Source organism: Hyphomicrobium sp. DY-1, from assembly GCF_047497105.1.
Taxonomy (GTDB): Bacteria; Pseudomonadota; Alphaproteobacteria; order Rhizobiales; family Hyphomicrobiaceae; genus Hyphomicrobium_B.
The window spans coordinates 2249563-2262390 of the sequence record NZ_CP134870.1; the positions used below are offsets into that span (position 1 = coordinate 2249563).

The 12828-nt window shown below is 58.8% G+C and carries 12 protein-coding genes; 4 read left to right on the top strand and 8 right to left on the bottom strand.

The genetic code is table 11. The features are described from left to right. Positions 1-90 precede the first annotated feature (90 nt). Positions 91-918, top strand: coding sequence for an SDR family NAD(P)-dependent oxidoreductase (locus RLW41_RS10690; protein WP_414464508.1), 828 nt, complete (start codon positions 91-93; stop codon positions 916-918). A gap of 238 nt (positions 919-1156) precedes the next feature. On the opposite strand, the gene RLW41_RS10695 is transcribed toward RLW41_RS10690, so the two are convergent. Then, on the bottom strand, positions 1157-2062 hold the full coding sequence (locus RLW41_RS10695; protein ID WP_414464509.1) for an alpha/beta hydrolase: 906 nt from the start codon (positions 2060-2062) through the stop codon (positions 1157-1159). A 283-nt stretch (positions 2063-2345) separates the two neighbouring features. On the opposite strand from RLW41_RS10695, the gene RLW41_RS10700 reads away from it, so the two are divergent. Next, the gene (locus tag RLW41_RS10700) at positions 2346-3461 is read left to right on the top strand and encodes a beta-ketoacyl-ACP synthase III (RefSeq protein ID WP_414464510.1); all 1116 of its coding nucleotides are present in this window, start codon (positions 2346-2348) and stop codon (positions 3459-3461) included. A gap of 15 nt (positions 3462-3476) precedes the next feature. Here the strand turns inward: RLW41_RS10700 and RLW41_RS10705 are convergent, their stop codons facing one another. Then, the gene (locus RLW41_RS10705) at positions 3477-4205 is read right to left on the bottom strand and encodes a DUF1345 domain-containing protein (RefSeq protein ID WP_414464511.1); all 729 of its coding nucleotides are present in this window, start codon (positions 4203-4205) and stop codon (positions 3477-3479) included. 235 nt (positions 4206-4440) lie between these two features. On the opposite strand from RLW41_RS10705, the gene RLW41_RS10710 reads away from it, so the two are divergent. Further along, complete coding sequence (locus RLW41_RS10710; protein ID WP_409561722.1) at positions 4441-4869, top strand: response regulator; 429 nt, start codon at positions 4441-4443, stop codon at positions 4867-4869. Between the two features lie 33 nt (positions 4870-4902). Here the strand turns inward: RLW41_RS10710 and RLW41_RS10715 are convergent, their stop codons facing one another. Both RLW41_RS10715 and RLW41_RS10720 read right to left on the bottom strand, forming a co-directional pair. Beyond that, a complete protein-coding gene (locus RLW41_RS10715) occupies positions 4903-5610 on the bottom strand; it encodes a response regulator (protein ID WP_414464512.1) in 708 nt (235 codons plus the stop codon). Beyond that, positions 5600-7960 carry an ATP-binding protein gene (locus RLW41_RS10720; RefSeq protein ID WP_414464513.1) on the bottom strand — a complete coding sequence of 787 codons (2361 nt, stop codon included), beginning with the start codon at positions 7958-7960 and terminating at the stop codon, positions 5600-5602. Before RLW41_RS10720 ends, RLW41_RS10715 begins: the two co-directional genes overlap by 11 nt. A gap of 501 nt (positions 7961-8461) precedes the next feature. On the opposite strand from RLW41_RS10720, the gene RLW41_RS10725 reads away from it, so the two are divergent. Beyond that, the gene (locus RLW41_RS10725; RefSeq protein ID WP_414464514.1) at positions 8462-8956 is read left to right on the top strand and encodes a tat pathway signal sequence; all 495 of its coding nucleotides are present in this window, start codon (positions 8462-8464) and stop codon (positions 8954-8956) included. Between the two features lie 61 nt (positions 8957-9017). On the opposite strand, the gene RLW41_RS10730 is transcribed toward RLW41_RS10725, so the two are convergent. The 4 genes from RLW41_RS10730 to ahpC form a co-directional block, all read right to left on the bottom strand. Further along, entirely contained in the window at positions 9018-9230 is a 213-nt protein-coding gene (locus RLW41_RS10730) for a hypothetical protein (protein WP_013950449.1), read from the bottom strand. A gap of 133 nt (positions 9231-9363) precedes the next feature. After that, on the bottom strand, positions 9364-10326 hold the full coding sequence (locus RLW41_RS10735; RefSeq protein ID WP_414464515.1) for a LysR substrate-binding domain-containing protein: 963 nt from the start codon (positions 10324-10326) through the stop codon (positions 9364-9366). A 24-nt stretch (positions 10327-10350) separates the two neighbouring features. Beyond that, positions 10351-11931, bottom strand: a complete 1581-nt coding sequence (gene ahpF / locus RLW41_RS10740; RefSeq protein WP_414464516.1) for an alkyl hydroperoxide reductase subunit F — start codon at positions 11929-11931, stop codon at positions 10351-10353. A 97-nt stretch (positions 11932-12028) separates the two neighbouring features. Further along, a complete protein-coding gene (gene ahpC, locus RLW41_RS10745; protein WP_409561728.1) occupies positions 12029-12592 on the bottom strand; it encodes an alkyl hydroperoxide reductase subunit C in 564 nt (187 codons plus the stop codon). Between the last annotated feature and the right edge of the window lie 236 nt (positions 12593-12828).

Consider the following 12828-nt stretch of genomic DNA (forward strand, 5'->3'; position numbering starts at 1 on the left):
TCAGCGGAGCGTATCCAGACTATGCACAACACGTCGCCCCCCTGGTACACGCGGCTGTTGCCGTGGCGTCATTCGCGCAGACGGGCGGAGATGCTCAAATCACGAGAAGAGGTGGCGGGCCTTGAGCCCGCTGTCGTCGTTACGGGGGGATCGCGCGGCATCGGTCTTGCTCTCGCGCAGCGGTTTCTCGAGGCCGGACACAACACAGCGATTGTGGCGCGGAATGCAGTTGGCCTGGAGGAAGCCTCCGCCGCGCTTAAAGCCGCGACGGGTGCGGATGTCGTGGCGATCTTGTGCGACGTCAGCGAAGCCAGCGCGATGAACGTGATTTCGTCCACGCTCGCTCGTTCCGGTTTCTATCTCGATGTTTTGGTGAACAATGCAGGCTTAGGCCTCGCGGGGCCATTCGTCGATCAGTCGGAAGCAGAACTATCGAAGCTCGTCGCTCTCAATGTTGAGACCGTGACGCGACTGACGCGCTCGGCGCTTCCCGACATGCTGGCGCGGGGGCAAGGAGGCGTGCTGAATATCGCTTCGCTCGGGGCGAGCATTCCAGGTCCCAACCAAGCTGCTTATTATGCCAGCAAAGCCTATGTCGTTTCGCTGACGGAAGCGATCGCGAGTGAAATCGCCGGGCAGGGCGTGCGTATGAGCGCGCTGCTGCCGGGGCCGGTGAATACGGCGTTTCATGAAGAGATGGGTGCCGAGAGATCGCTTTATCGATATGTCCTGCCACCGATGTCACCTGAAGGCGTGGCGCGCAGTGCGTATCGCGGTTTCATGTGGGGCAACCGCGTCATCGTGCCGGGAATTCCCAATCTGTTTTTCTACGTGGCGTTGAGGCTTCTGCCTCACATGCTCACCGTGCCGATGATGTATTGTCTGTTGCGCCGTCCCGATACCTTAAACGGGCGTTAAGATCGGAGCGCGTTTTTACGATAATTGTCGATGTTTGCATTATGGCAACCATTTCCGTCTACGGTGATAAGGGCTCCGGAATGAGGTTTCGCGTATTCGGAGTTTCCCACGCGGCTACGCTGAGCGGATGGCACGGGCTCCTTCGAGTTCGATATGTCCGGTGCGTGGCCGCGATGTATTTGTCGTGATGTCAGCGCAGCGATAGTTTCGCGTTTTGCTGGCGTCTTGCGTCATTTTACTATGCGGCTTTGGTGGGCAGAGGAACTGAGTTGCTTTCACCTGCGACGGCTGCTTGATCGGCAATGATGCGTGCGATGAAGGCGCGTGTCTTTTCCACCACGATATGACGCTGCCGGTCGAGCGTGACCATGTGGTAGCTATCGTCGAGGACGAGAAGTTCGGGGGCGCCATGCAGAGCCGCCTGAAGGTACGTCGCATTTTTGAGATCGGCGTAGTCGTCTTCGCGGGAATGCACGATCAACGCAGGCTGACAAATTTTTCCAATTCGTTTTTTCACAGCCGATACGAGGCGGCGGTGTTCGTAGAGCGCGGCTCCCGGCGTTCCAATGGTGCCGAGGGCTGAGCCGTCGGACGCTGCAAGAGCTGCGCGGACGAAATCGCGAACGCGGGGGCATTTGATGCCGAGAGACTCTGCGTCGGGAAATTGCATCATGCTGGCGATGCGGCGGCTGCGCACGAGCGAGAACAATCGGCTGTACCAGGGCATTGCCCACCCGTTCACCCGAAACGTCGGCGAGAAAAGCGCGACGCCTTGCACTTTTTCCGGATGGTCTGCCGCCAGATGTAGCGCAATGATGCTGCCAAGGCAGAGCCCTCCAACGATGACAGTCTCGCATTCCCGGCGCAGCTCTTCGAGGGCGGATTCGGCGCTGCGAAGCCAATCGCGCCACGTCGTTGCGACGATATCGGCGCGCGTGCCGCCGTGTCCGGCGAGTGTCGGGCAGTGTACGGTGTAGCCGGCGCGGGCAAGACCAAGGGCGACGAAGCGCATTTCAGCGGGGGTACCACAGAGGCCGTGAATCAGCAGTACGCCCGTGCGGCCGCCTGCGATCCGAAACGTGGTTTTTGTCGGGGTTGTTTCGTGGAGTGGCGTCGTCGTAAGTGGTGAGATGGCTGCGGACATGGCGTCGTCTCCCGTTGGACTGGAGACGAGCTTTAGGTTCGCTGATGCCAGACGGCTGTTCCGTCTGCAACAGGCGCATGGGTGCTAAGCCTTGATTTTGTTCGCTGAGTTCCCTGCGGAACATTCGGGCCGAGGGGAGTTCGTGGCCGAGATTGGCGAGCGCATCAAGCTGCGCTATGGGAAGCGCTCGCAAGCTGACGCTCGGTTGCCAGCACCGAGCGCGCCATAACTTATAAGAGGCGTGCGGATCAACGTGCGTCCTGGAGTGCCATTGGAAACGAACGTGAGCCAACCAGTCATCGCTGCGACGGGCCTTCATGTGCCGCCGGACAGCATTTCGAACAATGAACTCGTGGCCGCCTTCAATGATTATGTCGCAGCTTTCAACGCGGACCATGCGGCCGACATCGCGGCTGGCAAGCTCACGCCGCTGCTTCCGTCGTCGGCTGATTTTATCGAGAAAGCCTCTGGCATTAAATCGAGACACGTCGTCGACAAGATTGGTATTCTCGATCCTAAGGTGATGCGCCCGGCGATTCCTGAGCGCTCGAATGACGAGCTTTCCGTGCTTGCCGAGATGGCCGTCCTGGCCGCCCGGGATGCGTTGGCTCGCTGGGGCGGCGATGTCCGCGATATCGGGGCGGTCATTTGTGCGGCTTCGAATATGCAGAGGCCATATCCGGCCATCGCGATCGAAGTGCAGAGTGCGCTTGGCGTGTCGGGCTTTGCCTTCGACATGAATGTCGCGTGCTCGTCGGCGACGTTCGGCATCAAGACGGCAGCTGACTTTATATCCAGCGGTTCGGCAAAGGCTGTGCTCGTCGTCAATCCGGAAATCTGCTCGGGGCATCTCAATTTTTGCGACCGAGACAGCCATTTCATCTTCGGCGACGTGGCTACAGCCATCGTTGTAACCGACGAAACGCTGGCAGACGGCGGCTGGTCCATTCTCGGCACGCGTCTCAAGACGCAGTTTTCGAATAATATCCGAAACAATTTCGGCTTTCTCAATCGCTGTGCGCCGGAAGGCATCGGCGCCGCCGACAAATTGTTCGTGCAGGAAGGTCGCAAAGTTTTTCGCGAAGTCGTGCCGATGGTGATCGATATGATCATCGCGCATGCTGCGGATCTGGGTGTCGATCCGAAAGGACTGAAGCGGCTATGGCTGCATCAGGCCAACATCAATATGAACGATATGATCGGCCGGAAAGTTCTGGATCGCGTGCCCACACCGCAAGAGAACGTCATCATTCTGGATGAGTTTGCGAATACCAGCTCGGCTGGCTCCATCATCGCCTTCCATAAAGCGAACGGTGACTTCGCGGTGGGCGAGACGGGGTTGATCTGCTCGTTCGGCGCCGGTTATTCCGCAGGGACCGTGTTCGTTCGCAAGCGGTAAGTGCGGCGCTTTCGATCAAGCCAGACTCGCGGCGAGATTGATTGTCAGGGCGAGAACCATCGTATTGAAAAAGAACGAGACGATGGCGTGCAGCGTCGTCAGGCGGCGCATGGACTTGCTGTTGATGACGACATCCGACGTCTGCGATGCGGCGCCGAATGAGGTCGCAAAATAGAAGAAGTCCCAATAGTCAGGTCTTGTGTCCCCCGGAAACGTCAGGGAGTTCTCGGCGTCTGACTTATCGATGAAGTGGTCCGGCGCATAATACTCATGCGCATAATGCATCGTGAAGGAGACCTGCGTCACGAGCCATGAGATGACGATGGTCGCCGCGGCGAGGGCTGCAAAGAATAGCTTACCTTCGTTGGATGCTGCTTTGGCCTCGACGAGCAATCCGAAGATCGCCGCGAAGCTTGAGAACATGGCCATCAGTACGACGACCAAGATAACGACGCCGCTGTCGTCCTGACGCGCGGCCCGTGTGCGGATTTTGTCAGAGTGACACCCCTGCATGACATAGAAAGCCATGGCGAGATAGGCGCTGCCGCCAGCACACCAGGCGAGCGCTTCGCGCACCGAGCCACGGAAAGACGACGGCAGTAGAAGCAGCGCTGTAACTGTTACGAGGGCGCCGATCACGACGCGCGGTCGTAAAACGATCGAGCGGCCGATCGAACGTGGATTGTACCAGCGAGTGCGACGTGTCGGCTTCGGCAGTGGGCCGGCTTTTAATGTGTTAGCCATGTCTCGCGCTCACGCTCATATGTCGTTCAGGTCTTACTCTGGAGGCGCGATTTAAACATGTTTTGCGACGGCCACCATGGAGCTGACTGGGAACTACCAACGTTTTCTACGCATTGAAAATTTCCCTCCTGCTCGGCTATGTCGAGCGGCCTATAGCCTCACGCTGAATGGCGACGCCTTGGCAAAGAGCCTCACATTACACTGTAGGATAGGCAAAAAACGAGGAGGCTCTTCGATGACCACCCCCATGCGGGAGATGGCAGTCGATTGTGCTTCGCTGACATCTGATGTTTGCGCGCGGCCGTTGGTCGTCGTCATAGAAGACGATTACCGGTCGTCCATGGCACTGACGATGCTGATCGACGATTGGGGGTATTCTTGCGTAGCTGCACGATCTTCGCGCGAGGCTGTGCGGACACTCGGCCATCGGCTGGGCAAAGTGGCGGCAATCATCACGGATATCGAGATAGACGGACAGATGCGCGGCATTCGTGACGCGCAGGCGATCGCAGCTACGATTGGCCATGCCGTTCCGACGATCATCACGACCGGGCATGCCGATTACGCCGCCGTCGCCTCGCCCTTTCCGGTCATCCGGAAGCCATTCGATCCTGATATTCTGCATCGGTGGCTGATGCATCGCGTCGGCTCTGCAATGAGTTGAGCGTGGGCGATGCTGATGTGTTTCGCGGCGCGGTTAGCTGCGCGTCGCGAGTTCGGTGCGATTGCGGGCACCGTAATGCGAGAAGAGAGCCGCGAGATGGATCTTCACCGTACCTTCGGCAATGTCCAACTCGCGTGCGATCTCTTTGTTCGAAAGGCCCCGGCGGACGCAGTCCAGCACATCGCGTTGGCGCGGTGAGATGGATTTGTAGGTGGCTCCACCGCCGGGGTCCCCCACCTTTCCGGTTCCGGCCGATTCAGAGCGCATCTGCTGTTTTGCGGACGAAATCGCGGCCGCTGCGGCGCCCGATGTCATGAAGCGCGGCACGAACACGCGACCGTCCAGGATATCCTGCAGTGCACCGACGATTTCGTCATCGGCGAGCGACTTTGGCACGTAGCCGTTCAAGCCCATAGCGACGGCTTTGACGACGTCGTTGCGTTCTTCCGATCCCGAGACGATGGCGACGCGAATGCCGGGATAGGTCTCTTTGACGACGCTCAAGCCCTCAGGGCCGGAAATTCCCGGCATCGCGAGATCGAAAAGAGCAAGCTCGACGTTCGGTGTTTCCGCCAGGCGATCCAAAGCGGCATCGAAGGTTGCTGCTTCGATAACCGAGCGAAAGCCCATGCGATCGCGAAGCAGGAAGCCGAAACCCGAACGGTAGAGTCCGTGATCGTCGGCGACCAAAACCGTATCATGCTGATTGTTTGTCATGAGTTTCTCTGGATTAACCGACATTCATTTCCGCTCCGAACTCAGAATCAAAGCCGTTCTTTGAATTCGTTTGAGCTTTCAAGATAGCGCCGAGGGTCGCTGCGATAAGCTCAGGATCGGCTGGTTTCGTTAGCCACGGAAGCCCAGCTTTGGCAAGGATCGCCAGCGTCGCAGAATCGGTGCCTCCCGATAACAGGATGCTTGGAATCTCTTCGCCCGTTTTTTTTGCCATTCGTCTGATGAATTCAAGTCCGGTTTCAGCGCCGCGCAAATCAAAGTCAAGCACGGCAGCGTCAATGACGAGGCCGTTGTCGAGCGCGGCCTCGGCGTCGGTGTTGCGTTGGTAGCCGAAAGCAACGTTGCCGCGGTCTTCCAAGTCTTTCGTCAGTGCAGCGACGATCAGGGGGTCGTCGTCCAATATCAAAATCCGCATGCCGCTGATGCTGGGCTCGAGCGCTGTGAGGGCCGGCGGGCGCTGCACATGTTCGACGGCGTTTTTTGGTAAAACAATGGAGAAACGCGAGCCGTATCCGGGTCTTGAAGTGACGGCGATTCGCATATCGAGCAGCTCAGCGTAGCGGCGCGCGATGGACAGTCCCAGGCCAAGACCGTCGTTTGCGCCGTAAGCGCGATGGGCCGCACGCGAGAATTCTTCGAAGATCTGTTCTCGGCGATCATCCGACAGGCCGGGGCCGGTATCGTAGACATCGATGACGCGCTGTCCGTCTCGGCAGCGGGCAGCCAGAATGACGCCGCCGTGTTTGGTAAATTTCAGCGCATTCGAGACGAGATTGCGGATAATCGTTTCGAGCAGGGCAGCGTCGGTCTCGATTACCCAATCGCGACCACGGCTCAGGAATTTCAAGCCGTTTTGCTCAGCTTCGACGCGCGATCCGACGGAGATGCGTTCGATGAGCTCGCTCATGGAAACTGGCGTTTTCGTAGGCTCGATGAGTTTCGCGTCAAGGCGGGATACGTTCAGCAGCGCATCGAACATGCCTTTTAGCCCGCGCAGGCCTTCTTCCATTTGCGCCACGAGTGTCGTCGCCTCGTTGCCGCTGACACGGCGAGAAAGGGCGCGTGCGAACAATGTCAGGGCGTGGAGGGGCTGGCGCAAGTCATGGCTGGCAGCGGCGAGGAAGCGGGATTTGGCTTCGGTCGCGCTTTCGGCGGCGGCCTTCGCTCGTTCAAGACCTATGTTCTGCTCAGCGAGCCGCTGTGTGCGTTCTCGTACCTGACTTTCCAGCGATTGGTTGGCGGCCGCGAGAGATGATCTCTGGGCGTCCAATTCCTTCACGAGGGATCGCAGCGATTGCGAGAGGACGCGGGCTTCCTGATAGCCTGAGACCTGCGGGAATTCGAGTTTCTGGCCGCGTCTCAGGCGTTCGGCAACGTCGGCCAACTGCAGCAATGGTTGTGATAGTTTGCTGGCCAGGACCCAGGCGAGCGCCGCTGCAAGAAGCGCAAAGATCGTTCCGGAGATGGCAATCGTGCGCTGGAGGCTGCGGACGGGGGCAAAGGCCTGCCGCTGGTTCTCGCGTACCAGGACGATCCAGTTCAAACCCGTATACGAGCGATAGCCGTCGCTTTTCGAAAAACCGGTGACGTAAGCACGGTTGTCCGGCCAGCGTTCGACGGCAAAGCCGGCATGACCTGGACGGGCGGCGCGAATGCTCGGCAAATCGAGTGTTTTTCCGGTGATGTCGTCGGGCCCGAACAGAACTTGGCGCTCTTCGTTCAGAACGATCACATCTGCGGGGATTGCATCTTTCATGCTGCCAAGAAGCGTGTCGCGGACTTCCTCGGCCCAGTCTGCGCTTAACGTTGCGCCGAGCACGCCGATAATTTTCTTGTCGTCTGAAACCGGAACTGCAAGGTCGATAAAATCGGATGCACCGCGTCCTTCGTGGGGAATGCGCTGTGTGGTGGCGGCGTTGGGCAGTTTGACGTCGCCGACGTAGGCATCTTTTAGTCCGCGCCTGAACCAAAGCTGCTTCTTGACGTTATGACCCTCGTATTCGCCGCCCGTCGCGCTCAGGATTTTACCGTTGGGATCGGCAAAGCCGATCCAGGAATAATCAGAATAGGCGCTTTGAAATCTTTCGAGAGACGTGCGCAGCGAATCCGGTGAGTCGGTTTTTTGCAGGATACGGCCGAGCGCCGCCATGTTGTCGAGAGATTGCAAACGCTCGAACATCGCACGGTCGAGCTTGTCCTGCATTTCGTCGGCGAGCAGCGCCAGAGATTGGCCGATTTCCTGCTCCAGGCGGCTCACTGCGTCGTGGCCGATGACATAGGACACGGCAATCGTCAGCAAAAGCGAAACGACCGAAATCGCGGCTGCAATCAATACTTTCAACGATACACGGCGCATCGGATCTCGCTCGTTCCGCGACAGCGGAAAGTACCCTCAAACTTAATCCAGAAGGATATCAAGGCCGGATTTCTTAAAGTCTGGACAGGGACGTGTTACCGCACAGCGGACGGCATAGGTTTTACGCAATAGAATAGGCTATTCGGCCTATTTCGTTGCATTGACTTAGTTCGGCGGGCTGAGTGGCCTCGCCAATTCAAGAGGCGCACACATACATTTGCCAAGCGGATCGGTGGCTCTATCGGCATGGTCTCTCACGTTAGGCAGGTCCGCTTTGTCAAGAGGCGTGCGCCGTCCCTCACCCCACCCACAAGCGCCGCTTCAATAGTCGGGGCTCGGCTTACCCCCCAAGCCGGGCCCCGTATCCGTTTGCGGCGTCAGTGAAATAAGCCTTTTGCGCGGGGCCCGATCGCCGTCCGGACTGGGATATCGCGGTGCGCAATTTATATTTCACATATGCCGGTCTTCATCGCGGCTGGGATGCACGTGAAATTCGGAGACATGATTTTGGAACGCCGCACTTTTCTTCTGTCATCGGCTTTGGCTCTTGCGTCGGGAGCTGCGAATGCCGCGCCGATCGATCCGAAGCAGACGTTCGTCTTGCAGCACGGCGACATCAAATTCGAACCTTGGACCGGGCTGCCGCCGGGAAGCGGTGAAATGGCCAAGCTCTACGGCGACTTCAACGAAGCGGGGCCGTATCTTGTTCTGATGAAGTGGAACCCGGGCTGGTTCAGCGCACCGCATAGCTACGCAACGGACCGCATTCAGATGGTTCTATCAGGGACATGGTGGGTGAACAGCGGTTCGGATTTTGCACCAGAGGACTGCGTCCAGGTTCCGGCTGGCGGTTTCGTCAAGCGGACAGCCAGAACCATGCATTACGACGGCGTTCCTGCAGGCATCAAAGAGCCCGTCGTCGTCGCGGTTTTCGGCACGGGGCCGGTCAAGATCCAACTTGCAGACCCGACCAAGCCGACCTGGCGGCAAGTCTAAGCGCCCAGCACAAAATGAAGCAGACGCGGTGGTGTTTTCCCGTGAAGGGGATGGCGCCGCGTCAAGCGTTCGTATCGATCAGCTTCTGGACGGGAATGTTATGCTCGCTCATCAGGGCGCGCCAATCGGCGACGTGTTTTTCGAGCGTTGCGATAACGGCTTCGGTGATCTCGTCATCGGAAGCCGGACCGTTGAAAACGCGCGCCACGCCGCCTTTCCAGAACGCAAGCTGACCTTCAAGGGTGGACAATTCTCTGTTGGCCCAATCTATCATCAGCAGATCTCCCCCAGACTGAGTTGTCGATGACAACACTAGTGCGAATTCGCCGCTGCCGGAATCGCCGGGATAGGTTGGATCCGTGAAAAGTGTGGGACTGTTGCAGCGAAGCACGGCAGCGCTGCCGAAGTCAGGATGCGATTTTCCGACGGGCTGCGGGGCGCGATTGGCTGCGTGTCTGTGAGGCGGCCGGTCGCTGCAATACTTGATTGGCGCAGGTCTTGAACAGCTCGGCGAGGCTCAGGAAGAGTGGTTCGCGTGCTGAGCTTTTGCGCCAGCACATGGCGATCTGGCGGCTCGGCTCGGAATCACTGAACGTCAACAGATGGATACTGTTTGAGAGTGTACTCTGGTTCAGAGTCGCCAGTTCCGGCAGGAGCGTGATGCCGACGTCGGCGCTCACCATTTGTCGGAGTGTCTCAAGGCTCGTTGCTTGAAACGACGATCGCTCGTTGGCGCCCGAAAATTGGCAAACCTCAAGGGCGTGATCGCGGAGGCAATGGCCGTCCTCCAGCAGCATCAGGTCGTGATCGACGAGTTCCTCGATACCGATTGAGGTTCGCCGCGCCAACGGATGACTGGTTGAGACCGCGAGCAGAAAACGCTCCTCGAACAGAAACTCGGTGCGCAGCTGGCTGTCGTTGATCGGCAAAGCGAGAATGGCGGCATCGATTTCACCGTCACGCAGGCGCGAGAGCAGGTTAGAGCTTTTTTCCTCGATCAGGAGCAGTTCCAGATCGGGGAAGCGCCTGCGAGTGGGCGGCACCAGATAAGGGAGCAGGTAGGGGCCGAGCGTGGGAAAGATGCCGAGGCGGACGGTGCCAGCCTCGGGGTTCTGATTCTGCCGAACGCTTTCCTTAAGCTGCTGGATTTCAACTAAAATCTGCCGCGCCCTCGTTGCGGTTTCATGGCCATAGGACGTCAGGATGACGCCGCGGGAATCGCGCTCGACGAGAGCGACGCCCAGTTCATCCTCGAGCTTTTTGATTTGTGCTGAGAGCGTCGGCTGGCTGACCTGGCACGCCTCGGCGGCACGCCCGAAATGACGATACTTCGCGAGTGCGACCAGATATTCGAGCTCGCGAAGTGTCATACTCTGTTCAGGGCCTTGATCAGCTTAAGCGGCTTTGACCTCTTTTTCGTCCGGCGCCGAAATGCGGATAAGGTGGTCAAAGGCCGCAAGCGAGGCTTTGGCACCTTCGCCGAGGGCGATGACGATCTGCTTGTAGGGTGTCGTGGTGCAGTCGCCGGCGGCGAATACGCCGGGCATCGAGGTGCGATTGTGCGAGTCGACGACGATTTCGCCGTGCGGCGTCAGTTCGAGTGCGCCTTTCAGCCATTCCGTGTTCGGCAACAGGCCGATCTGAATGAAGATGCCGTCGACCGGCAGTACGCGCTTGTCGGACGTCGAACGGCTTTCGTAGGCGATGCCGACGACCTTCTGGCCATCTCCTTCGACTTTTGCCGTCTTGGCTCCGGTGATGATGTCGACGTTCGGCAGGCTGCGGAGCTTGCGCTGCAGGACCTCGTCGGCGCGAAGCTTAAAGTCCAGTTCGAGCAGCGTGACGTGGTCGACGATGCCTGCGAGGTCGATTGCCGCCTCGACACCCGAGTTGCCGCCGCCGATCACGGCGACGCGCTTGCCTTTGAACAGCGGACCGTCGCAGTGCGGGCAGTAGGTGACGCCCTTGTTGCGGTATTCCATTTCGCCCGGAACGCCGAGTTGCCGCCAACGCGCGCCGGTCGCGAGGATGACGGATTTCGATTTCAGCGCTGCGCCGTTCGCCAGTTCGACCTCAAGATACTCGCCTTTGCGGACAATCTTTTCAGCGCGCTGAAGATTCATGATCTCGACGTCGTATTCCTTGACGTGCTCTTCGAGCGCGGCGGCAAGGTGCGGGCCTTCGGTGTGACGGACGGAAATAAAGTTCTCGATGGTAGCGGTGTCGAGAACCTGACCGCCAAAGCGTTCGGTGGCGATGCCGGTGCGAATGCCCTTGCGGGCAGCGTAAATAGCGGCGGCCGCGCCAGCCGGGCCGCCACCGACGACCAGAACCTCGAACGGCTCCTGTGCCTTGATCTTCTCGGCATTGCGCGCGGCTGCGCCAGTGTCGAGCTTGGCGAGGATCTGTTCGGCGTCCATGCGGCCCTGGCCGAATACATCGCCGTTCAGATAGACGGTTGGGACCGACATGATCTGGCGGGCTTCGACTTCTTCAGGAAAGATGCCGCCGTCGATCGCGACATGCTTGATGCGCGGATTGAGGACGGCCATCAGGTTCAGTGCCTGAACGACATCGGGACAGTTCTGGCACGAGAGCGAGAAGTAGGTCTCGAAACTGAAGTCGCCGTCGAGCGCACGGATTTGGTCGATGACGGCCTGCTCGACGCGGGGCGGGTGGCCGCCGACCTGGAGCAGCGCCAATACGAGCGATGTGAATTCGTGTCCGAGCGGAATGCCTGCGAAACGAAGGCTGATCTCCTGGCCAGGAGTCGTTAGCGCGAACGATGGCGTTCTATCGGGACTGTTCTGCTCTTCGACCAGCGTGATCTTGTCGGAGAGGTTGGTGATGTCGGTCAACAGGCTGACCATCTCGACGGATTTGGCGCTGGCGTCGACTGCGGCGCGAATCTCGATCGGTCGAACGACCTTTTCCAAATAGCCTTTGAGCTGGGATTTGAGTGCGTCGTCGAGCATGGCGTTATCCTGTTCGTCGTCCGGAACTGAGTTCGTGCGCGCATAGAGCTGCCGCGATGGCCTTCCCGGAGTGGGAAGGCCATCAGGCGTGGTCGTCTTAAATCTTGCCGACGAGTTCGAGCGAAGGCGCCAGCGTCTTCTGGCCCTCTTCCCACTTCGCGGGGCAAACCTCGCCTGGATGCGCAGCGACGTACTGAGCGGCCTTGACCTTGCGGAGCAGGTCGGCGGCGTTGCGGCCGATACCTTCGGCCGTCACTTCCATCGCCTGGATGATGCCCTTCGGATCGACGATAAAGGTGCCGCGGTCGGCGAGGCCTTGGCCTTCGCGCATGACTTCGAAGTTGCGGGTGATCGCACCCGTCGGGTCGCCGATCATCGCGTACTTGATCTTGCCGATCGTGTCGGAGCTGTCGTGCCAAGCCTTATGCGTGAAGTGCGTGTCGGTCGAAACCGAGAAGACTTCGACGCCCAGCTTCTGCAACTCGGCGTAGTGGTCGGCGAGGTCGCCGAGTTCGGTTGGGCAAACGAAGGTGAAGTCGGCTGGATAGAAGAAGAAGACAGCCCATTTGCCTTTGGTGTCGGCATCGGAGACTTCGATGAATTTGCCCTGTTTGTACGCTTGGGCTTTGAACGGTTTGATCGCAGTGTTGATAAGAGACATCTGTTGTCCTGGTCGTGGGTTGCAGCGAAAGCGAAACTTTCGCGATGCAATATAAGCATCTTCCGGCGATAGAAAATTTGGATAAATGTCGCAACTTCAATAGCTTCAGCCTATGGCCGCAATAGAGCTGATGTGGCGCAGAATTGGCCTTTTTGTGCCGTGCAAAGAGGGGGCATCGGCGCCGTCTTTTGCGGCTTCAAAAAGCCACCGCGATTGAACCGATCAAAGAGATCTGT

Excerpts from the sequence above, each read along its gene's own strand:
- RLW41_RS10690 (WP_414464508.1), top strand. The coding sequence starts at position 91 with ATGCTCAAATCACGAGAAGAGGTGGCGGGCCTTGAGCCCGCTGTCGTC.
- RLW41_RS10695 (WP_414464509.1), bottom strand. The coding sequence starts at position 2,062 with ATGTCCGCAGCCATCTCACCACTTACGACGACGCCACTCCACGAAACA.
- RLW41_RS10705 (WP_414464511.1), bottom strand. The coding sequence starts at position 4,205 with ATGGCTAACACATTAAAAGCCGGCCCACTGCCGAAGCCGACACGTCGC.
- RLW41_RS10710 (WP_409561722.1), top strand. The coding sequence starts at position 4,441 with ATGACCACCCCCATGCGGGAGATGGCAGTCGATTGTGCTTCGCTGACA.
- RLW41_RS10715 (WP_414464512.1), bottom strand. The coding sequence starts at position 5,610 with ATGTCGGTTAATCCAGAGAAACTCATGACAAACAATCAGCATGATACG.
- RLW41_RS10720 (WP_414464513.1), bottom strand. The coding sequence starts at position 7,960 with ATGCGCCGTGTATCGTTGAAAGTATTGATTGCAGCCGCGATTTCGGTC.
- RLW41_RS10725 (WP_414464514.1), top strand. The coding sequence starts at position 8,462 with ATGATTTTGGAACGCCGCACTTTTCTTCTGTCATCGGCTTTGGCTCTT.
- RLW41_RS10730 (WP_013950449.1), bottom strand. The coding sequence starts at position 9,230 with ATGATAGATTGGGCCAACAGAGAATTGTCCACCCTTGAAGGTCAGCTT.
- RLW41_RS10735 (WP_414464515.1), bottom strand. The coding sequence starts at position 10,326 with ATGACACTTCGCGAGCTCGAATATCTGGTCGCACTCGCGAAGTATCGT.
- ahpF (WP_414464516.1), bottom strand. The coding sequence starts at position 11,931 with ATGCTCGACGACGCACTCAAATCCCAGCTCAAAGGCTATTTGGAAAAG.
- ahpC (WP_409561728.1), bottom strand. The coding sequence starts at position 12,592 with ATGTCTCTTATCAACACTGCGATCAAACCGTTCAAAGCCCAAGCGTAC.